The following is a 20,925-nucleotide window of genomic DNA, read 5'->3' as shown; positions in this document are numbered from 1 at the left end:
GATGAGCGATACCCCTCCCGACCACCTGGCGATCAACCCGGCCAGCCCCTTCCATGATGCGCAGGCGCTGGAGCGCGGCGTTGGCGTGCGTTTCAACGACGTCGAGCGCGACAACGTCGAGGAATACTCGGTCAGCGAAGGCTGGATCCGCGTTCAGGCCGGCAAGGCCCGCGACCGCCGCGGAAACCCGATGACCATCAAGGTCAAGGGCAAGGTCGAGGCGTATTTCCTGGAAACGAAGCCGGAATAAGCGCGGCTCTCGGATCCTGGGGTCAGATCCCCTTCCTGCGGAAAGGGATCTGACCCCGATCGACGCCGCCCGACCGCAGCGTCATTCGCGCTTGCGCGATTCCAGCAGGTCCAGGTTGCGGATCAGGCGCCGCGAGATCTCGTCGGAGATCACCCCGCGCCGGGTCAACCGGAACAGCTCCTCGCGCTCGGCATTGAGGCCTGCGCTGCGCAGCTGGCGGTAGCCCATTTCCATGCGCCGGACCTTCTCCGGGTCCACGTCGGGCCCATCACTGTCGCGCTCCAGGTGGCGCTGGTACAGCAGGCTCACCCGCGACGCAGCGTCGTTGTACAGCTGCACGTTCTCGGTGTTCTGGTTCATCACCAGCTGCTGGCGCATGCGCTCGACCCCGGCCAGAGCGGCCTTCGACGACAGCCGGCGTGCCAGGTCCTCTTCCTTGCGTTCGCCTGAATCGGCCGGCAGCTGCAGGCCCTTCAGCAGCTGTGGCAGCGCGATGCTGGCGCCCAGCAGCGAGAACAGGATCACCGACGCGGCCAGGAAGATCACCAGGTCACGCGCCGGGAACGCACTGCCATCGGGCAGGAACAGCGGCAGGGTCAACACACCCGCCAGCGTGATCGCACCACGCACGCCGGCCACCGAGGTGGCCACCACGATGCGCCAGTTCGGTGCCTCGCCGCGCTCCAGGCCGCGGCGCCGCGCGCGCAGCAGGTTCCAGCGCAGCGACAGCCACACCCACAACAGGCGCAGCACCACCAGCGCCAGGTTGATCACCACCACGTACACCAGCAGCCACCACGCACTCTGGTGGCCGCTCTCGTTCATGGTGGTGGTGGCGCGCTCGACGATGCCCGGCAGCTGCTCGCCCAGCAGCACGAACATGATGCCGTTGAAGCTGAACTGCAGCATGTTCCAGACCCCGGCGCGCTGCACGCGCATGCTGCCGGAAACGCGGCCGGTCAGCTCGACATAGCTCATCGCGATGCCGGCGGCGACCGCGGCGAGAATGCCCGAGGCATGGATCTCTTCGGCCAGCAGGTAGGCCGCGAACGGAATGAGCAGGTTGACCAGCATCGCCGCGCCCGGCTCCTCGCCGAAGCGGCGCCACAGCCAGCGCTGGAAGGTCGACACACCGAGGGTGACCGCCACGCCCACCGCCAGGCCGGCCACCGCCACCCACACGAAGGTCAGCGAGGCCGTGGCCAGCGAAAAGGTGCCGGTCATCACTGCGGCCACCGCGAAGCGGAAGCAGACCAGGCCGGACGCATCGTTCAGCAGCGACTCGCCTTCCAGGATGTGCATCAGGCGCTTGGGAATCGGCGCCTTGGAGGCGATCGCACCGACTGCCACCGGATCGGTCGGCGACACGATCGCCGCCAGTGCGAAGCACACCGCCAGCGGCATCACCGGAATCAGCCAATGGATCAGGAAGCCGGCGCCGATGACGGTGAACACCACCAGGCCGAACGCCAGCTCGAGGATTGCGCCCTTGTCGCGGAACAGGCCCTGCTTGGGAATGCGCCAGCCATCGAGGAACAGCAGCGGCGGCAGGAACAGCAGGAAGAACACTTCCGGCTCCAGCGCATGGCCGCGGTTGAATACCCCGGCGATGACCGCGCCCAGCCCGATCTGCACCAGCGGCAGCGGCAACGAGAACGGCAGGACGCGAACCAGGTAGCCGCTGGCGACAACGGCCACCAGCATCGCCAGGACGACTTCAATGGTATGCATGCTTCTTCCAGGAAGCGGCGCGTGGGGAGGCTCGGAAGGCCAGCGCCGGAAACCCGGAAAAAACTACCACATGCGGCTGCAGGCGCGACGACGGGGATGGCCCGGCGTCAGCCCCGGCTCATGCCGCCCCATCGAAGCGGTACAGGTCCATGGCCAGGAAACCGGCGTCGATGCCGGCATCGATGCGGCGTGCACCGAAGCCGCCCTCGCCCGCCGCGCCCATCGCGAAGAACAGCGGCAGCAGGTGCTCGTCGGTCGGGTGCGCGCGCTCGGCGAACGGTGCCTGCCGGCGATAGTCGAGCAGGGCCTGGCGGTCGTCGGCAGCCAGCCGCTGCTCCACCCACTGGATGAAGGGCCGCACGTAAGGCGCTTCCTTGCCGTCCTGGTAGTCACCCCAGTCGTGCAGGTTGTGGGTGATGCTGCCCGAGCCGACCAGCAGCACGCCCTGTTCGCGCAGCGGCGCCAGCGCACGGCCCAGCGCGAACTGATGCTCGGGCCCGAGCAGCGGCTGGATCGACAGCGGCACCACCGGGATGTCGGCCTGCGGGCGCAACAGCCGCAGCGGCACCCAGGCACCGTGGTCGAGGCCACGCTGCGGGTCGAGCGCCACCGGCAGGCCGGCGGCGGCGATGCGGCCGGCCACCTCTTCGGCCAGCGCCGGATCACCTGGCGCCGGGTACTGCAGTTCGAACAGCGCGCGCGGGAAGCCGCCGAAATCGTGGATGGTCGGCGGCTGCGGATGCGCACCGACCAGCGGCTGCCGGCCCAGCCAGTGCGCCGAGGCCATCACGATGGCGCGTGGCGTCGGCAGATCGCGCGCCAGCTCGGCCAGACGCACGCCAACCTGGCCCGGATGCAGGGCGGTCATCGGCGAACCATGCGAGATGTACAGCGAAGGCAGGCGGGACATGGAATTCTCCAGTTGCAGGATCAGGCGACGATCAGCGCGAACGCAGGGTCCACTTGCCGTCGCCGACCAGGAACAGCACCACCAGCGCCAGCGCCCAGAACGCCGGGTATTCCCAGCCGCCGCCGGCGTTGGCAAAGCCGAAGCCGTTGGCGCCGTGCACGGTGACGATGGTGCCCAGCAGCAGCGGCACACCGACCAGGCCCACCCAGCGCGCATAGATGCCCAGCAGCAGCGCGACGGTGATCACCAGTTCTACGCCGATGGTGAGGTAGCCGAGCACGCCGGGCAGCCCCAGAGATTCGAAGAACGCCGCCGTACCGGCCGGGGTGAACACCAGCAGCTTGGTCAGCGCATGGACCAGGAACAGCACGCCCAGGGCCAGGCGCAGCAGGGTGGCGCCATGGGGGGCCAGCGGCGAAACAGGAGCGGTCGTGCTGTGCATGGGGAAGCACCTTGAAGGAAGTGGGTACAGGTTATTGCGCCTTCACGGGCCGATAAATACGATCGTTTGACCGTATTTATTTCAAAAGGCGCAACAATGGACACCCTCGAGGCGATGCGCGTGTTCGTGGCGGTGGTCGAGCGCAACGGCTTCAGTGCCGCCGCCCTGGCCCTGGACATGTCCACCGCCGGCGTCACCCGCCAGGTCGCCGCGCTGGAGAAGCGCCTGTCCACCCGCCTGCTCCACCGCACTACGCGTCGAGTCAGCCCGACCAGTGCCGGTGCCGCCTACTACGCCCAGTGCGTGCGCCTGCTGGCCGAGTTCGACGCGCTGGAGGCCAGCATCGGTGCGCAGGCGCTGGAGCCCTCGGGCACGCTGCGCATCAACGCGCCGGTCAGCTGGGGCATTGCCCGCCTCGGCCCGTTGCTGGCCAGCTACCGCGAACGCTTCCCGCAGGTGGAACTGGACCTGGCGCTGTCCGACCGCCTGGTGGACATGGTCGAGGAAGGCTACGACGTGGCCATCCGCATCACCCGCGAGCCCGGCCCCACGCTGATCGCACGCCGCCTGGGCGAATCGCGGGTGAGCCTGTGCGCCGCGCCGGCCTACCTGGCCGCACACGGCACCCCGCAGACCCCGCAGGACCTGCAGGCACACGCGTGCCTGAGCTACAGCTACTGGGCCGCCGGTGATCACTGGCCGCTGCAGGGGCCCGCTGGAGAAGTGAAGGTGGCGGTGAGCAGCCTGCTGCATGCCAACAACGGCGACGTGCTGCGCGAAGCGGCGATTGCAGGCATGGGGGTGATCCTGCAGCCGGACTTCCTGTTGCAGGATGCGTTGGCCGATGGCCGCCTGGTGCGCATCCTGCCCGAATGGGAGGCCGCGCCGATCGGCATCTTCGCGGTCTATGCCAGCCGCAGCCACCTGGCACCGAAGGTGCGCAGTTTCATCGACCACCTGGTGGAGGCCGGGGTGTAGCCGAGCCTGGCGTTTGCCGGTAGTACCGGCCGCTGGCCGGCAATCAGACACATCCCGGTCCTGGGCGAATGCCGGCCAGCGGCCGGCACTACCACTTAGGCGGCCACCTCATCCAGCGCATCGATGATCCGTTCCAGCGGCGCCGGCCGCCCCAGCAGGTAGCCCTGCACCTGGTCGCAGCCGTGTGCGGCCAGCCAGTCCAGCTGCCCCGGCGTCTCCACGCCCTCGGCGATGATCGTCAGGCCCATGCTGTGGCCCAGCGACAACAGCGCGCGGCAGATCGAGGCATTGCGTGGATTGGTTTCCACATCGGCAACGAAACTGCGATCGATCTTCAGGATGTCCAGCGGCAGGTGCTGCAGGTAGGACATGCTGGAATAGCCGGTGCCGAAATCATCCAGCGACACGCTGATGCCCTGCTCGTGCAGGCGCTGCATGGTCTGCATCGCCTGCGCCGGCTTGCGCATCAGGCTGCTCTCGGTCAACTCCACGTGCAGCGCGCCGCGGGCCAGACCGAACTCCTGCTGGGCGCGGGTGAACTCGGCCACCAGGTCGCTGTTGAAGAACTGCACGGCGGACACATTGACTGCGATCGGCAGCTCGCCCCAGCCGGCCTCGACCAGCCGCCGCTGCGCCTTGGCCGCCGCACGGATCACCCAGCGGCCCAGCGCCAGGATCAGCCCGGTCTCCTCGCACAGCTGGATGAACTCGTTGGGCGGAATGAAGCTGCCATCGGCCTGTGGCCAGCGCAGCAGCGCCTCCAGTGCCGCCGGGCTGCCATCGCTGGCGTGCCGGATCGGCTGGAAATACAGCTGGAATTCGTTGTCGATGGCCGCATGGATGCGCCCTGCCAGGCGCAGGCGGTCGGCCAGGCGCGTGGTCACTGCCGCGTCGAACCAGACCACCACGTTGCCCTCGGCACGCGCGGCATGCGCGGCCTGTGCAGCCATGCCGATCACCTGCTCGGCGCTGTGGCCGTCGCCGGCAATGTGCACGGCCACACCGATGCGCGGCTCGAACTGGTGCAGTGAATCCTTGCCGCGCATCGGCGCCGACACGATCTGCAGCAGGTCGTCCAGCACGCGCTGGGTATCGTGCCCGGCACCGATGGCGAACACGAAGTCCTCCGCCGGCTGGAAGGCCAGCGTGCCGCAACGCGCGCCCAACCCGCCCAGGCGGGTCGCCATCGACTGCAGCACCGCATCACCGATCTCGCGTCCCAGCGTATCGGCCACCAGCTGCAGGCCGCGCAACTGCACGAAGGCGATGGTATAGCCCTCGTCCTGCTCATCCAGCTGGTCGGTCAGCGCACGCACGTTGAGCAGGCCGGTGGCCGGGTTGTGCCGCGCCTGGTAGGCCAGGTCGCGTTCGTAGGCCAGCCGTTCACTCACATCCTCGGCCAGCACCAGGCAGGCGGGCTGACCATCGAAATCGAGCTTGGACAGGTGCGCGCGCACTTCGAACACACTGCCGTCCTTGCGCCGGTGCAGGCGCACGGTGGCGTCCTGCAGTTCGCCGACACGGGCCTTGGCGATCGCCCCCTTCACTTCGTCCCAGCCTTCGCGCGGACGGATGTCGAGGATGCTCATCGCCAGGAATTCCTCGCGGCTGTAACCGTACTGGCGCACCGCAGCGTCGTTGACCTCGATGAAGCGCAGCGTGTCCGGATCGAACACCCAGAAGGGCGCCGGGTTGCGGTCGAACAACAGGCGGAAGCGGCGCTCCACTTCGCTCATCTGCTCGCGCGCCTGGTAGCGTTCGCTCAGGTCGGTCAGCGCGCCGATCATGCGCCGTTCGCTGTCGGCCACTTCCACCCGCTGTCCGCGCGCCCCCACCCAGCGCACTTCACCCCCGGGCAGCACCAGGCGGAACACCTGGTCGAGCACCGCACCGCCGGCGAAGGCCTGGTCAAAGGCCTGCTGCAGGCGCGCGGCATCATCGCGATGCACCCGTGCAAAGAAATCGGCGACCGGCAGGGCATCGGTCTGCACTCCAAAGATCTCGCGCGCCAGCGGCGACCAGCGCAGCAGTGCGGCGTCCTCGTCCACGTACCAGGTGCAGACACGACCGACCTGGTGCGCAAGACGCAGCTCGGCGTGGCCCGTCTTCAGTTCCTCGGCCATCGCCTGCTGGCTGCGGGTGCTGCGCCGCACGGCGTACAGCAGTACCAGCAACACCGCGATATAGGCCAGTACGATCGCCACCGACGCCTGCAGGTACGGCCACCAGGGCGCGAGCACGTCTTCGTCGGCCAGGCCGACCTGCACCGCCAGCGGGCTGCGTTCCAGCGTGCTGATGGTGGTGATGCGCGGCACACCATCGACCACGCCGGGCAGGCTGCCGAGCTCGACCACGGCCTGCTTGCCGAGCAGGTCGCGGTGCGGAAGATCGTAGCGACGACCGACCGTGCCGTGCGGGTCTGGCACGCGGGCCAGCATGTAGCCTTCCGCATCGCTGATCGAAACCAGCCCGTTCGGGCCAACATCGAGCCCGCCGACGATGCGCTGCAGTTCGCCGCAGCGCAGCCGCGCCAGCAACCAGCGGTCACCGGCCATCGGCAACGCCAGCGGCACCACCCAGCCACCATCGCTGGCGCGCAGCGGCGGGCCGATATACAGCGAACTGCCCAGGCCGCGGCGCTGCGGGTCGGTCCACAGCGGCAGGTTCAGGTCACCTTTGCCGGCCGTCAGGGCGCGGCCATGGCTGTCCAGCACCACGATGCTGTGCAGTTCAGCGTGGCGGCGCAGCACACCACCGACAGCGGCATCCAGCAGTGCCGGCGCCTGCGCCGGCACGCTGCGGAACAGTTCAGCGGCATCGGCAGCGATGCCGGACATCGCCCGCTCCAGGTTGCGCAGCTCCAGCGCAAGCAGGCGCTCGCTGCCCACCGCCAGCGCGCGGCTCTGCCGCTGCGCGGCCTCCAGGCGGCGGTGATGGTCATTGGCCAGCATGGTGGCCAATCCGGCCACCAGCAACAGGCCCAGCAGCACGCCGCCCCAGGTGATGGCGCGCAACGGACGGGCCAACGCCCGCTTCAACGCGGGCATCGGTCGATCTTCCTTGTGCAGTCGGCTGGCTTCATGCGCGAACGAATCCTCCACATCCCCGACCTCAACGGCCGGCGAACGCCATTCTTGACGCCTGACCCCGTCCTGCATGGCCACCTCCCCGTGTCCGCGCAGGGCTCCAGGGCCCAGCATGCACCACCCCGGTGACGGCGTGAAGATCGCTTCGGCGCGTTCAGCCAGATCCTGCACAGGACCGGCCGGCCACAGGGACGGCCAGCCGGACCGCGTCGGATTAGACTTGGGGTTTTCCGCTGCAAGAGAAGTCCATGTCCAAGCTGCGCCGTCCCACCCTGGCACTGGCCATCGTTGCCAGCCTGTCCCTGGCTGCCTGCGACCGTCCGGCCGATCCGGCCGCTGGCACCGCCAAGCCCGCCGAAGCTGCACCCGCTGCGGCCAAGCCGATGCTGGGCAGCTTCGGCTTCGATGCCAGCGGCATGGACCGCAGCATCGCGGCCGGCGATGACTTCTTCGGCTTCGCCAACGGCACCTGGGTGAAGAACACCGAAATTCCGGCCGACCGTTCGCGCTTCGGCAGCTTCAACGTCATTGCCGAGAAGACCCTGGCCGACACCCGCGCCATCCTCGAAGGCGCGGCCGGCAACGCGCAGGCCAGCGGTGACGACAAGCTGATCGGCGACTACTACGCCGCCTACATGGACGAAGCCGGCATCGAGCAGCACGGCATCGCCCCGCTGCAGCCGCAGCTGAAGGCGATCGATGCGATCGCCGACAAGGCCGGCCTGGCCCGCACCCTCGGCGGCGACATGCGCGCCGACGTCGACCTGCTCAACGCCACCAACTTCTACACCGACCGCCTGTTCGGCCTGTGGGTGTCGGTGGACATGCTGCAGCCGGACCGTACCGCGCCCTACCTGGTCCAGGGTGGCCTGGGCATGCCTGACCGCGATTTCTACCTGGGCGGCGGCCGCATGGCCGAGCTGCGCAAGCAATACCAGGCCTACATCGCGCAGATGCTGCAGCTGGCTGGCGTTGCCGACCCGGCCGGCAAGGCACAGCGCATCCTCGCTCTGGAGACCAGGATCGCGCAGGCGCATGCCACCCAGGAAGAAACCAACGACGTGACCAAGGGTGCCAATCCGTGGACCCAGGCCGACTTCAATGCCAAGGCGCCGGGCATGGACTGGAACGCCTTCCTCGATGCAGCCGCGCTGGGCAAGCAGCAGGACTTCATCGTGTGGCAGCCCAAGGCCGTGGCCGGCCTGTCCAAGCTGGTCGCCACCGAGCCGCTGGACGTCTGGAAGGACTACCTGGCCTTCCACGCACTGGACCGTGCCGCCGCCTACCTGCCGAAGAAGTTCGCCGATGCCCGCTTCGCCTTCCATGGCACCGCGCTGAGCGGTACGCCACAGCAGAGCGACCGCTGGAAGCGCGCCGTGGATGATGCCAACCATGCAGTCGGCGAGGCCATCGGCAAGCGCTACGTCGAGAAGCACTTCGACGCGAAGACCAAGGAGCGCGCGGACGAGATGGCGAAGAACATCATCGCCGCCTTCGCCAAGCGCATCGACGCACTGTCGTGGATGTCGCCGCAGACCAAGGCACATGCCAAGGCCAAGGTCGCCGGCCTGACCGTGGGCATGGGCTACCCGGAGAAGTGGCGCGACTACACCGGCCTGGAGATCCGTCGCGATGACGCGCTGGGCAACGCACAGCGCGCCGAGCTGTTCGAGTACCAGCGCAACATCGCCAAGCTGGGCAAGCCGGTCGACCACGGCGAATGGGCGATGCTGCCGCAGACCATCAATGCGATGAACGTGCCGCTGGAGAACCGCCTGGTGTTCCCGGCCGCGATCCTGCAGCCGCCGTTCTTCGACGGCGCCGCCGACGACGCGGTGAACTACGGTGCGATCGGCGCGGTGATCGGCCATGAGATCAGCCACGGCTTCGACAACGCCGGCGCGCTGTTCGATGAAACCGGCAAGCTGCACAACTGGTGGACCGCCGAGGACCTGAAGCAGTTCAACGCCGCCGGTGATGCGTTGGCCGCGCAGTTCAGCAGCTACGAGCCGTTCCCGGGCGTGCATGTGAACGGCAAGCTGACCCTGGGCGAGAACATCGCCGACGTGGCCGGCCTGGGCACTGCCTACGATGCCTACCAGCTGTCGCTGCAGGGCAAGCCGGGCCAGACCCTGGAAGGCTTCACCCCGGACCAGCGCTTCTTCCTCGGCTTCGCCCAGGCGTGGCGCAGCAAGAGCCGCGAGCAGGCGCTGCGCAACTCGCTGCTGACCGATGTGCATGCACCGGGCCAGTTCCGCGCACTGACCGTGCGCAACATCGACGCCTGGTACCCGGCGTTCGAAGTGAAGGAAGGCCAGAAGCTGTACCTGGCCCCGGACAAGCGGGTCAAGGTGTGGTGATGTAACCGGAACGGGCGCTGCAAGGCGCCCGTTTCATTTCCGGTAGCGGCCGACCTTGGTTGGCACATGCCTCGCTCTGGTGGGTGCCAACCTTGGTCGGCATATCTACAAGCCTACAAGCCATCCACGCATGGCGTGGATCTACCGGCGCGTTGTGGCGATCACCAGCGTGGCGACCATGGCAAGCCCGGCCGCAGCCCACAGATTCGCGTGCAGGCCCATGCCATCCAGCAGCCGGCCACCGGCCCACGCCCCCAGCGCGATGCCGATGTTGAACACCCCCACATACAAGGCGGTGGCGATCTCCACGGCCTGCGGCACCGCTTTCATCATCCAGCTCATCAGGCCCACCGATACACCGCCATAGGCCAGGCCCCACAGCAGCAGCACCGCAATGCCGCCGGTTGGCGTGCTGCCCAGCCAAAGGAACAACAACGGCGTCAGCAGCAACCCGCACGCGATCGCCACCAGCACCCCGCGTGGATGGCGTGCGGCCAGCGGCCCGGCGATGAAGTTGCCCGCGATGCCCGCCATGCCATAGGCGAACAGCAGCGCGCCGATCCAGGCAGCATCCACGCCCGATTGCAGGGCCAGCAACGGGCGTACATAGGTGAACGCAGTGAAGTGACCCGCTACCAGCAACAGGGTCAGGCACAGGCCGCGCTGCAGGCCACGGTGGCCAAGCAGCTGCACGAACTGCGCCAGCCGTACCGACGCCGCCACCGGCAACGCGGGAAGCACTGCAAGATGCAGCAGCAGGACCGCCGCGCCGAACAGCGCCATCGCCGCGAACGCGAATCGCCAGCCCAGCGCGTCGCCAATCAGTGCACCCAGCGGCACCCCCAGCACCGACGCTGCGGCCACGCCGCCGAAGATGATCGAGGTGGCCAGGCCGATGCGAGGCGCCGGCACCAGGCGCGCGGCCAATCCACCAGCAATGGCCCAGATACCTCCCATGCAGAACCCTACCAGCACCCGCGCGGCCAGCAGCCAGGCGATGCCCGGCGCCAGCGCGGAGGCGATGTTGGCCACCATCAGCAGGCCGAGCAGTACGCACAGGATGCGGCGACGATCGATGCCACCGGCAACGATCACCACCAGCGGCGCAAACAGCGCCGCCAGCAGGGCCGGTAGCGAGATCATCAGCCCGGCGGTGCCGATGGACGCACCAAGGTCATCAGCGATCGGGGTCAGCAGGCCGACCGGCAGCATTTCGGTAGTGACGACTGCGAAGGTCGCAAGGCCGACCGCCGACACCGCCATCCATGGGCGACGGAGCACAGTCGCGGGCTGTGCAGGCGAAGCAGCGCTCATCGCGTGGCCTCCGCAACACAGGCCGGTACACGCGTTCGAGGCAGTGCGTGCTGCGCGAGCACGGCGATCAGCAGCACGCAGGCGCCCGCGAGCAGCGCGACCAGAAAGCCCGGGCGCACGCCAGCGGCATCGACCACCTGGCCCGACACCGCCGCACCCAGCGCGACACCGATGTTCAGACCCGCCAGCAGCCAGGTCATGCCTTCGGTGAGCCGTGCTGCCGGCACGCATTGTTCGACCAGCGACATCGCCACGATCATCGTCGGCGCGAAGAACACCCCGGCCAGCAGCACCGCCACGGCCAGTCCAGGCAGGCTGCCGACCCACAGCAGCGGCAGCGTGGTCATCGAAGTGGCTGCTGCACCGAGCAGCAGCAAGCGCCGCAACGGCACCTGCAGTTTCAATGCACCAAACAGCAGGCCCGCTGCGCAGCTGCCCAGCGCATAGGCCGACAGCACCGCGCTGGCGGCCAGCGGCTGCCCACGCTGCTCGGCGAACGCCACGCTGGTGATGTCGACGGTGCCGACGATCACGCCCATCGCCAGCATCAGCAACGCCAGCAGGCGGATCTCCGGTTGCCGCAGCAGGGAACGTCGCGGTGTTGCGGCATCGAGAGCCTGCAGCGGTGGTTCGGTGCCCCGCTGCAGCACCAGCGCGACGACGCCGACCACCAGCAACAGGGCCGCCGCCAGCACGCCAGCCTGCGGCCACACCGCCACCGACAGCCCGACCGACAGCGGCGGCCCGGCGATGAAGGTGACTTCGTCGAATACGGTTTCCAGCGAATACGCGGTCTGCAATTGCGGGCGACCGCGATGGATCGAGGTCCAGCGTGCGCGCACCATCGCCGACACGCTCGGCATGCACCCAGCCAGCATGGCAGCGACGAAAAGCGCCCAGTCCGGCGCCCGCAGTACAGTGCAGACCAGCAACACCAGCAGCCCGGCCGCACTGGCCGCGGTAGCCCACGGCAACACCCTGCCCTGGCCGTGGCGGTCGACCCAACGCGACACCTGCGGTGACAGCAGCGCGTAGGTCAGCACGAAGGTGGCCGACACCGCACCGGCCAGGGCATAGCTGCCGCGCAGCTGCGACAGCAGGGTGATGATGCCGATGCCGGTCATCGGCAGCGGCAGGCGGGCCAGCAACCCGGCCAGGGCAAGGCCGGTGGTGCCGGGGGCGGCGAACAGGTCGCGGTAGGGGGTGGCCATCAGGTTCTCCAGGGCAGCGGCTTGCCTGGCGCACCCGGCGCCACGACAATACATACAGAGCGTATGAATAAGAGGCTACATTCATACGTGTCGTATGTAAATAATCATGCACTGCGTATGTAAGGAGCTCAGGATGGTCCGCCGCACCCGCGCCGAGATGGAAGAAACCCGCGCCAGCCTGCTGGCCACCGCCCGCCGGGTGTTCAGTGAACATGGCTATGCCGCCACCTCGATGGACGACCTGACCGCCCAGGCCGGACTGACCCGCGGTGCGCTCTACCACCACTTCGGCGACAAGAAGGGCCTGCTGGCAGCGGTGGTCGCCCAGCTGGACGCGGAGACCGACCTGCGCCTGCAGGCGATCAGCGACGGCGCCGACGATGCCTGGGAGGGTTTCGTGCAGCGCTGTCGCGCGTACCTGGAGATGGCGCTGGAACCGGAAATCCAGCGCATCGTGCTGCGCGACGCGCGCGCGGTGCTGGGTGGCGCCTCACCGGAATCGCAGCGCCACTGCGTGCATTCGATGCAGCGCCTGATCGAACAGATGATCGCGCAGGGCGTGGTGGCGCCGGTGGATGCGCAGGCGCTGGCGTCATTGATCTACGGCAGCCTGGCCGAGGCCGCGTTCTGGATCGCCGAAGGGGAGGAGGGTGATGCACGCCTGCGGCAGGCGACGGCCGCGCTGCAGATCCTGTTGCGCGGGTTGAAGGTAGGCGGGTAAGGCCCATCCACGCATGGCGTGGATCTACGGCGGAATCCGCTCTGGTAGAGGCCAACCTCGGTTGGCGCTTCTGAAGCATCGCGCGAAACGCGTGCCAACCAAGGTTGGTACCTACCGGAGCACTTCGGGCCACTCCCGCAGGACTTCCACCGGCACGCTCATGCGTGCGCAGGCGCGGCTGGCCAGGCCATCGGGCAGCGCGCGGCGGAACAGCGGTGCCATGCCCTGCATCAGCTTCGCAGAGGCTGCGGCCTGCGCACGCTGGCGGCCATTGCGTTCCAGCATGCCCTCGGCCCAGTCCGGCAGCAGTGCCGCACCCGCGCCAAGGAACACCTCGCGCGACAGCCCTGGCACCGGAACCGGCAGGCGCACCCCGGACAACACCTCCAGCACTTCCCGCGAGCGCTCGTCCACACGCAGTTCCGGCTGCCGTGCACAGAAGTACGCCGCCACTTCGGCTTCGCTGCGTGGCACATCCACCGCGCCCAGTGCCTCGGCCACGCAGCGGTACTCGTCGTAGTAGCGATCGGCGATGTGCTCCGGCACCTCGCGCCCGTAGCGGCGGAAGCCCTGCAGGAAACCGAAGGCCTCGGTTACGTGCACCCAGGTCAGCAGTTGCGGATCATCAGCAGCATACGGCTCGCCCTGCGCGGTCTGGCCACGGATCTGCGCGTGAATGCGACGCACCTTGGCCACCAGCGCTTCCACCTCGCCGCTGGGCGCATAGCTGGTACCGGCAACGAAGGCGGTGGTGCGACGCAGGCGTCCCACCAGGTCCTGGCGGAAATTGGAGTAGTCGTAGACCCCGGCCAGCGCCCGCGGATGCAGGGTCTGCAGCATCAACGCACACAGGCCACCGGCCAGCATCGAAGGGAATTCAGCATGCAGCCGCCAGGTGACGCTGTCCGGGCCGAACCAGCCCCGGTCACCCAGGGGGTGGTCGTAATCGATGCCACTCTGGCCACGCGGGAACGCCTCCAGCACCCAGCGCCGGATCGGCGCGGTGACGGGGCGGGAGAGTCGCTGCAGCAGAGCAGGCATCACAGGTCCAGGAAAGGCGGAAGTACGGCCACGCGTTGCGCGGTCGGCCCCGATTCTGGGCGATCACGACGCTGGCGGCGAGTCTCCGCGCTCAGCCACGGTTTCATGTGCGGCCGCAGCACATTTCACCCTGCGACATCCTGTCGCAGGCTGCGACCGCGATGCTGCGATGCACCAACATTCACCCATTCAGACAAAACCCTTATGCCGCTAGGCATTGCGCCCATTGCACGGCTCGCTGGAAGTGCTAGAACTGAACCCGCCACACCGTCCAACGCTGATCGACGCACGTTCCACAAGGAGCCAGCCATGATTGCTTTGTTCAAGGGTTTGGGACTACTGCTTCGCGACAACGAGCTCTACAGCAGCCCGTTCGAAAAACAGGTCGCGCACTGGCGCAGCCTCAGCGAGCAGCAGATCCGCGATGAAGTGGCTGTGCTGGCCCAGGCCAAGTGCCAGTGGTTGATCGCCTCGATCGTCGGCTGGCAGGCGGCCTCGCTGCTGATCCTCGGCCTGATCACCAACTACCTGTGGCGCGACGATTACCACATCACCTTCACGCGCGTGGTCGTGGTGTTCGGCTCATGGATCTCGATCCTGTTCGTGATCTGGTTCATGGCCAACATGTTCGACCGCACTGCCGGTTTCGAGCGTTGGATGAAGGCCTTCAACAGCCGCGCCCGCATCAGCTCCAAGGCCGACAGTGTCGAGCACGTGGCCGAGGCACTGGACCTGGCCGAGCATTACCCGGAAGTACTCGATTACAAGCAGGCGGTCACCGCCAAGCGCGAACTGCGCCATGAGGACATCCGCATCATGACCGAGATCGGGCGCATGAAGCAGCACTCCGAACTGGTCGGCCGCCTCAACCACGTGGGCGAGAACGAGCACCACCACGACCTGACACTGCAACCTGCCTACTGAGCCTTGAGGGAAGCGGGGGGACCCACAATGCCACCGTGCGCGATCACGGTGGCATTGTTCTTTCAGCAGCCTGCGTGGATCACATGCCGCGGAACAGGCTCATGAACGGTTGGCTGACCACCAGTGTTTCCGTGCGACCCCGCAGCCGCAGCACACCGCGCCCGGTATCGTCGCGGCTGACCGCCGCCACCGCCTTCATGTTGACGATGGTCGAGCGGTGGATCTGGCGGAAGTGCTGCGGGTCGAGTACTTCCAGCAGTTCGCGCAACGGCGTGCGCAACAGACTCTCACCTGCGGCAGTCACCACGGTGGTGTACTTGTTGTCGGCACGAAAGTAAGCGACGTCCTCCAGCATGATCAACTGCGTCTCGCGGCCGTTGCTGGCGGTGATCCAGGCCAGCGGCGGGCGTTCGGCAGCGCCCTGCGCTGGGCCCAGCCGCTGCAGCAGGCGTTCCAGCACGGCGTCATCCTGACGCGTCGATGGCAACCGCGAAAGGATGCGCTCACGCGTCGCCAGCAGGCGTTCGTCACTGACCGGCTTCAGCAGGTAATCCATCGCGCCCTGCTCGAACGCGTCGATGGCGTACTGGTCGTAGGCGGTGACGAACACCACCTGGGTGCGCGGGCTCAGCTCGGACAGCGAGCGCGCCACCTCGATACCACTGATGCCGGGCATGCGGATGTCGAGGAAAGCGATGTCCGGCTGCGTCTCGGCCAGCTGCTCCAGCGCACTGGCGCCGTCCTCGCACTCGGCCACCAGCTTCAGTTCCGGCCACAACCGGTGCAGCTGTTCCACCAGTGACTGCCGCAGCAGTTCCTCGTCTTCGGCGATCAGGGCTTCAAGCGGCATGGCTGCGCTCCTTGTGTGTCTGCGGCAAGGTCATGGTCGCGGCCACACCGCTGGGGAAGTTGGCGACGATCGCCACGCCAGCCTGCTCGCCACAGGTCAGTCGCAGTCGCTCGCGCAGGTTCTTCAGGCCGATGCCGGTGCCGCTGGTGCCCTGTCCGAAGCCGAGGCCATCGTCGGCCACGGTTACCGTCACGTGGTCATCGAAACCGCGCGCCAGGATCCAGATCGTGCCGCCGCCTGGCTTGGGTTCCAGGCCGTGCTTGATCGCGTTCTCCACCAGCGTCTGCAGCGCCATCGCCGGCAGGTGCACGCCATGCAGTTCATTCGGCACCTGCACTTCCACCGCCAGCCGCGCGCCCATGCGGATGCGCAGGATCTCCAGGTAGGCGCGCGTGCGCTCCAGCTCCACGCCCAGCGTCGACACCGATTCATCCACCTGTGGCAACGAGCTGCGCAGGTACTGGATCAGGTGGCCGAGCATCTGTTCGGCGCGCGCCGGATCGGTGCGGGTCAGCACCTGCGCGTTGGCCAGCGTGTTGTAGAGGAAGTGCGGTTCCACCTGCGCGTGCAGCAGGTTCAAGCGCGCGACCGACAGTTCCTTCTCCACCTGGGTCTGCTCGGCCGCCGCCTGCTCATCGCGGCGCTGGTCGGCCACGCGGCGGCTGATCGCGCGGGTGACCGCTTCGGCGTTCTCGAAGTTGCTGCCCTCATCCAGCGCCAGCAGGTCGGCCCACCAGCCAGCATCCGGTTCGAACAACAGGGTGACAGTGCTGGTGCCCTGCCCCGGCGTGACCGTGGCCAGCACGCTGTTGCGCTTGATCGCCAGCCGCGCCGGCAGGTTCCAGCGCGAGGGCTGTCGGCCATTCCAGAGGTCGACCCGGCGCACGTAGGCGCGCACCTGCAGGCTGCCGGCCGAGCTTTCCACATCCTCCACGCGCGGAAGTTCGGCAATCGCCGCTTCCACCACGGCGTAGGCCTGGCCGGCGTCCATCGGCAGTTCCACCTGGCGGCGCTGGCGGCCCGAGAGCGTGGTCGAATCCAGCCGGCCAGCCACCAGCCAGACCCGGCGTACATGGGTGATCGCGCTGCCCAGCGCAGAGATCATCAGGAACATCGCCAGCAGGCCGAACACCCAGCCCGGGCCATCGTTCATGCCGCTGAAGATGCCGCTCCAGACCATGCCGGCGACAACCAGCGCGGCGGCCCAGGCCAGCAGGTGGCGGATCAGGAGAGAGAGGCTGGCGAACACGGCGGCGCCTTGGAGGAAGGGGGTGAGCCGAGCATAGGGCGGCCCGCCGGGCAAACAAGCGGACTGCGACGAAGGGCCGGAAAGCGGGGATGGAAGCCGTTACCGGAACGCCGGGCATGGCCCGGCGTTTCTGGGGGCGGCAATGCCGGCCAGCGGCCGGCACTACCCAACGCCGTTACTTGCGCTGGTCGGCGCTGGCGTCACGCACGGCGCGGAACGATTCGTCCTTGCTCCAGTTCGGCCAGCTGCGCGAGTTGGCCAGCTGGTTGCCCAGCGTGTACAGCACTTCCAGGTCGCGGGCGGCACCGGCGAACACCCAGTCCGGCTGCCATTCGTCGCCCTGCTGGTGGTAACGCTTGGCGGTGTAGTCCTCGGAGGCCTTCTTGCCTGCGGCCACGCCGCCGTCCACCCAGTCCTGGCCGGCAGACCACGACAGCGCCGGTACGCCACGCTTGGCGAACGGGAAGTGATCGGAGCGGAAGAACAGGCCCGCTTCCGGCTTCGGGTCCGGGGTGTAGCGGATGTCCCAGCCCTTGGCCACGTCCTTCAGCTGGTCCAGCAGCTCGAAACGTGCGGCACCGTAAATGCCGAAATCGCGCGACGGACCGAACGGCGCCATGCCATCCATGTTGATCACCGCCACGGTCTTTTCCAGCGGATACAGCGGGTGCGTGGCGTAATACTCCGAGCCCAGCAGGCCCTTCTCCTCGGCGGTGACCGCCAGGAACAGCAGCGAACGCTCCGGTCGCTTGGCCTTGGCGAAGCCACGGGCAAGCTCGATCAGCGAAGCGGTGCCGCTGGCGTTGTCCAGCGCACCGTTGAAGATGCGGTCACCGCGTGCGTCCGGCTCGCCCACGCCGATGTGGTCCCAGTGCGCGCTGTAGACGATGGTCTCGTCCGGGTGGCTGCTGCCTTCCAGGCGTGCGGCCACGTTGTGCGAGGTGATCACTTCGGTCTTCACCGCGTACTTCGCGTCCAGGCTGGCGCCGCTCAGCACCACCGGGGTGAAATCGCGCTGCTGCGCCTTCTTCTTCAGCGCCTCGAAGTCCTGCCCGGCCGAGCGGAACAGCTCCACCGCCAGGTCGCGCTGGATCCAGCCTTCCAGCAGCGGATGGCTCTCGGACGGGTTGTCGCGCACCACATCGAACATGGTGTTGGTGTTGGAGCCGGCCACGGTGGCCCAGCCGTACGACGCCGGTGCGGTCTCGTGCACGATCAGCACGCCCAGCGCGCCCTGGCGTGCGCCTTCCTCGTACTTGTAGGTCCAACGGCCGTAGTAGGTCATGCCCTTGCCGTCGAAATCGCCCTGGCCGGTTTCGAAGTCCGGGTCGTTGATCAGCACCACGGCGATCTTGCCCTTCAGGTCCACGCCCTTGAAGTCGTCCCAGTTGCGCTCCGGCGCCTTCACGCCGTAGCCGAGGAACACCAGTGGCGCCTTGCTGATGTCGACGTTGCTGGCACCGTTCATGGCGGCACGCACGGCGATCTGCTTGCCCTGCTCCAGCGGCAGGGTCTTGTCGCCCTGGTGCAGCGCCAGCTGCGGTGCGCCGACGATGTCGCCCTTGCGCAGCGGCACGGCCTGGGTCCACAGGCGCTTGCCGTCCTTGAGGTCACCACCCGGCTGCAGGCCGGCGTCGGCGAACTGCTTGCTGAGGAAGGCGATGGTCTTCTCTTCGCCGGCGGTGGCCGGGGAGCGGCCTTCGTAGGCGTCGGAGGCCAGTTCCTTGACGTCGGCGGAGATCCGCGCGCCGTCGAATTTCGGGGTGGCCGCCATCAGTGCGCTCGACACTGACAGGGCCAGCAGGCCCAGTGCTACTCGTTTCATTGCTCTCTCCAGCAGGGAAATCTCTCTGGAGTGTAATGGGATTCGGCAGGGCTGCGCCCTGCACCTGCAGAGGCCAGGGCCGAAGCAACAGCAACAGCGGGCTATCCGTGGGATGGCGGGGTGGGTCCGGTTGCGGGGGACGCCGTAAACCCGTCCTTGGGGGCTTGGCCGCGGCATCCATGCCGCGGACACCCCCGCAACCGGACCCGCCCCGCCTTCGACAGCTTCCCGCTGCTGTTGGTGGATGTCGACCTTGGTCGACACATCGCTGTTGGTAGGTGTCGACCTTGGTCGACACGGACGGAAACACGAAGGGGTCAGATCCCTTTCCCGGCAGGAAAGGGCTCTGACCCCATCTGTGTGTTGCTTGAGTCTGTTACCAGTTCGGGTCTTCTGCCGGGGCTGCAGCGGCCTTGGGCTTCGGATTGGCCGCCGGGCGTGCGGCTGCGGGAGCGGCCGAGGCAGTCGCGCCTGCGGCAGCAGCAGCCGGCTTGCTGCCCAGCTTCTGGCGCAGTTCGATCTGCCCCGGACGGAAACCGCCGCGCATCGCGTCGACGCCGTCTTCGATGGTGCCGTACGAGGTCTGTGCGGCCACGCGGTCGATGCGGATGGTGCAGCACGGGTGTTCGCTGCGGCCCAGCGAGCGGCCGGTCTGCGGGTCCTTCAGTTCTTCGCCCAAGCGTACGGCTTGCCAGCGCTGGCCAGCCTGCAGCGTTTCGCCGCCCTGGCTCAGTACCACCTGGTCGCCGTCCACCGAGACCACCGACACCGGGAACAGGGTGGTGACGATGGTGGTACCGATCTGGCCGGACAGCGATTCCATCATCGCTGCGGCCATGTTGCGGCCGTTGACCACGCGCGGCAGGGTGCTGGGGCCGGTCGACGCCAACTGGTGGTCGAAGCTGTCGGACATCACCACCTGGCCGGTGGTGGCGTTGATCAGGCGCAGGGTGATGCGGCCGCCACCGGAGTACGAGGTCACCTGGCGGTCGGACATGCGCAGGTTGCGCACGCTGCGCGGGTACTCGAAGCGTTCGATGGTCGGGATCAGGATCAGGTCGGTCGCCAGCTGCTGGCCTACGCGTGCGGTGTCCTGCAGCCGCACGTTGCCGCTGTTGATGTGGTCGATCTCGGCCTGCAGCTCGTCACCGAACTCGCGGTCCAGCACGATGAAGCGCTGGGTCTGGGTCAGCGTGTCTGACAGGCGCGCACGGATCGCGTCGGCCACTTCATCGGCATCCACGCGGCCATCGCCCACGGCGTAGCTGCCGGCCTTGGTGCGCGGCAGGGCGACCACGATCTTCGGCTTGCCCTGCTCGTCCGGCGCACGGTACTGGGCGATCTGCGCGCGCACGCGCACCTTCCAGTAGCTGCGCATGCTGCGATGGGTCACGTCGGAATCGAACGAACTGGCGCCACGCTTGGCATCGACGTTGACCTTCTCGTCGTAGCTTTCCCTGACGCTGGCCGAGGCCGAACCGCTCTTGGCCGAGGCTTCGCCGGATGCATTGGCCGACGCCGAGCCCTTGAAGCTCCAGCCTTCGTCGCTGGCGCGCACGCGGGCGATGGTTTCCTCATCCAGCTGCCGCACTTCATCCTGCGACAGGATTTCATAGCCCAGCACCGCGCCCTGCGAGCCGGCGATCATCTGCTGGGTGAACGCGTCGGCGCGGATATCGCCGACGTGTTCGCCATCCACATCCACATGCAGGCCCGCACGCAGGCTCTGCATCTGGCTGGCCACGCGTACGCCGTTGACCTGCGCCACGGCCGACTGCAGCGCTGCCAGCACCGCCAGTTCCGGGGTGCTGCCGATGCCATCGGCTTCACGCGCAACCTGGGTGGTGCCGCCGAAATCCGGCGTGCCACGCAGGGGCGCTGCTTCCACTGGCGCATTGCTGGCCAGCGCACTGGTTGCCTTGTCCTTGGCGGGTGCGGGCGCGGCGGCCGGGGTGTCCTGCTTGCCACAGGCTGCAAGCAGCGCGGCGGCCAGGCCCAGGCCGATCAAACGGGTTGTCGTACGCATGGAGATT

The 20,925-nt window shown here is 67.8% G+C and carries 16 protein-coding genes; 5 read left to right on the top strand and 11 right to left on the bottom strand.

Annotated features, from left to right (window positions below):
* The first annotated feature begins 1 nt into the window (after position 1).
* Positions 2-250, top strand: a complete 249-nt coding sequence (locus ACZK4H_RS02220) for a DUF3297 family protein (RefSeq protein WP_012509930.1) — start codon at positions 2-4, stop codon at positions 248-250.
* 81 nt (positions 251-331) lie between these two features.
* On the opposite strand, the gene ACZK4H_RS02215 is transcribed toward ACZK4H_RS02220, so the two are convergent.
* From ACZK4H_RS02215 to ACZK4H_RS02205, 3 genes are all read right to left on the bottom strand, one after another.
* Complete coding sequence (locus ACZK4H_RS02215) at positions 332-1,981, bottom strand: Na+/H+ antiporter (RefSeq protein WP_099552563.1); 1,650 nt, start codon at positions 1,979-1,981, stop codon at positions 332-334.
* 118 nt (positions 1,982-2,099) lie between these two features.
* On the bottom strand, positions 2,100-2,891 hold the full coding sequence (locus ACZK4H_RS02210; protein WP_099552562.1) for a dioxygenase family protein: 792 nt from the start codon (positions 2,889-2,891) through the stop codon (positions 2,100-2,102).
* 31 nt (positions 2,892-2,922) lie between these two features.
* A complete protein-coding gene (locus tag ACZK4H_RS02205) occupies positions 2,923-3,333 on the bottom strand; it encodes a DoxX family protein (RefSeq protein WP_099552561.1) in 411 nt (136 codons plus the stop codon).
* A 96-nt stretch (positions 3,334-3,429) separates the two neighbouring features.
* Here ACZK4H_RS02205 and ACZK4H_RS02200 point away from each other — a divergent pair, with 96 nt between their 5' ends.
* Positions 3,430-4,311, top strand: coding sequence for a LysR family transcriptional regulator (locus tag ACZK4H_RS02200; RefSeq protein WP_099552560.1), 882 nt, complete (start codon positions 3,430-3,432; stop codon positions 4,309-4,311).
* Positions 4,312-4,406: 95 nt separating this feature from the next.
* Here ACZK4H_RS02200 and ACZK4H_RS02195 read toward each other — a convergent pair whose 3' ends face one another.
* Positions 4,407-7,469: a bifunctional diguanylate cyclase/phosphodiesterase gene (locus ACZK4H_RS02195; RefSeq protein WP_099552559.1), complete on the bottom strand. Its 3,063-nt coding sequence runs from the start codon at positions 7,467-7,469 to the stop codon at positions 4,407-4,409.
* Between the two features lie 176 nt (positions 7,470-7,645).
* Here ACZK4H_RS02195 and ACZK4H_RS02190 point away from each other — a divergent pair, with 176 nt between their 5' ends.
* Positions 7,646-9,757: a M13 family metallopeptidase gene (locus tag ACZK4H_RS02190; protein ID WP_099552558.1), complete on the top strand. Its 2,112-nt coding sequence runs from the start codon at positions 7,646-7,648 to the stop codon at positions 9,755-9,757.
* A gap of 141 nt (positions 9,758-9,898) precedes the next feature.
* On the opposite strand, the gene ACZK4H_RS02185 is transcribed toward ACZK4H_RS02190, so the two are convergent.
* On the bottom strand, positions 9,899-11,071 hold the full coding sequence (locus ACZK4H_RS02185; protein ID WP_099552557.1) for an MFS transporter: 1,173 nt from the start codon (positions 11,069-11,071) through the stop codon (positions 9,899-9,901).
* Positions 11,068-12,282: an MFS transporter gene (locus ACZK4H_RS02180; RefSeq protein WP_099552556.1), complete on the bottom strand. Its 1,215-nt coding sequence runs from the start codon at positions 12,280-12,282 to the stop codon at positions 11,068-11,070. Before ACZK4H_RS02180 ends, ACZK4H_RS02185 begins: the two co-directional genes overlap by 4 nt.
* A 133-nt stretch (positions 12,283-12,415) precedes the next feature.
* Between ACZK4H_RS02180 and ACZK4H_RS02175 the strand changes: the two genes are divergently transcribed.
* On the top strand, positions 12,416-13,003 hold the full coding sequence (locus ACZK4H_RS02175; RefSeq protein ID WP_099552555.1) for a TetR/AcrR family transcriptional regulator: 588 nt from the start codon (positions 12,416-12,418) through the stop codon (positions 13,001-13,003).
* A 111-nt stretch (positions 13,004-13,114) separates the two neighbouring features.
* On the opposite strand, the gene ACZK4H_RS02170 is transcribed toward ACZK4H_RS02175, so the two are convergent.
* Entirely contained in the window at positions 13,115-14,044 is a 930-nt protein-coding gene (locus tag ACZK4H_RS02170) for an oxygenase MpaB family protein (RefSeq protein WP_099552554.1), read from the bottom strand.
* Positions 14,045-14,353: 309 nt separating this feature from the next.
* Here ACZK4H_RS02170 and ACZK4H_RS02165 point away from each other — a divergent pair, with 309 nt between their 5' ends.
* Complete coding sequence (locus ACZK4H_RS02165; protein ID WP_049432369.1) at positions 14,354-14,968, top strand: hypothetical protein; 615 nt, start codon at positions 14,354-14,356, stop codon at positions 14,966-14,968.
* Between the two features lie 79 nt (positions 14,969-15,047).
* On the opposite strand, the gene ACZK4H_RS02160 is transcribed toward ACZK4H_RS02165, so the two are convergent.
* The 4 genes from ACZK4H_RS02160 to ACZK4H_RS02145 all read right to left on the bottom strand — a co-directional run bounded on the left by ACZK4H_RS02160 (position 15,048) and on the right by ACZK4H_RS02145 (position 20,918).
* Complete coding sequence (locus ACZK4H_RS02160; RefSeq protein ID WP_099552553.1) at positions 15,048-15,818, bottom strand: LytR/AlgR family response regulator transcription factor; 771 nt, start codon at positions 15,816-15,818, stop codon at positions 15,048-15,050.
* On the bottom strand, positions 15,808-17,067 hold the full coding sequence (locus ACZK4H_RS02155) for a sensor histidine kinase (RefSeq protein WP_005407896.1): 1,260 nt from the start codon (positions 17,065-17,067) through the stop codon (positions 15,808-15,810). Before ACZK4H_RS02155 ends, ACZK4H_RS02160 begins: the two co-directional genes overlap by 11 nt.
* A gap of 175 nt (positions 17,068-17,242) precedes the next feature.
* Entirely contained in the window at positions 17,243-18,892 is a 1,650-nt protein-coding gene (locus ACZK4H_RS02150; RefSeq protein ID WP_099552552.1) for a M28 family metallopeptidase, read from the bottom strand.
* 376 nt (positions 18,893-19,268) lie between these two features.
* Positions 19,269-20,918, bottom strand: a complete 1,650-nt coding sequence (locus ACZK4H_RS02145) for a CsgG/HfaB family protein (protein ID WP_099552551.1) — start codon at positions 20,916-20,918, stop codon at positions 19,269-19,271.
* Positions 20,919-20,925: the final 7 nt, after the last annotated feature.

The sequence above is a fragment of the Stenotrophomonas sp. 78350_Sma genome (assembly GCF_056482105.1).
This window is presented reverse-complemented; position numbering and strand designations above follow the sequence as displayed.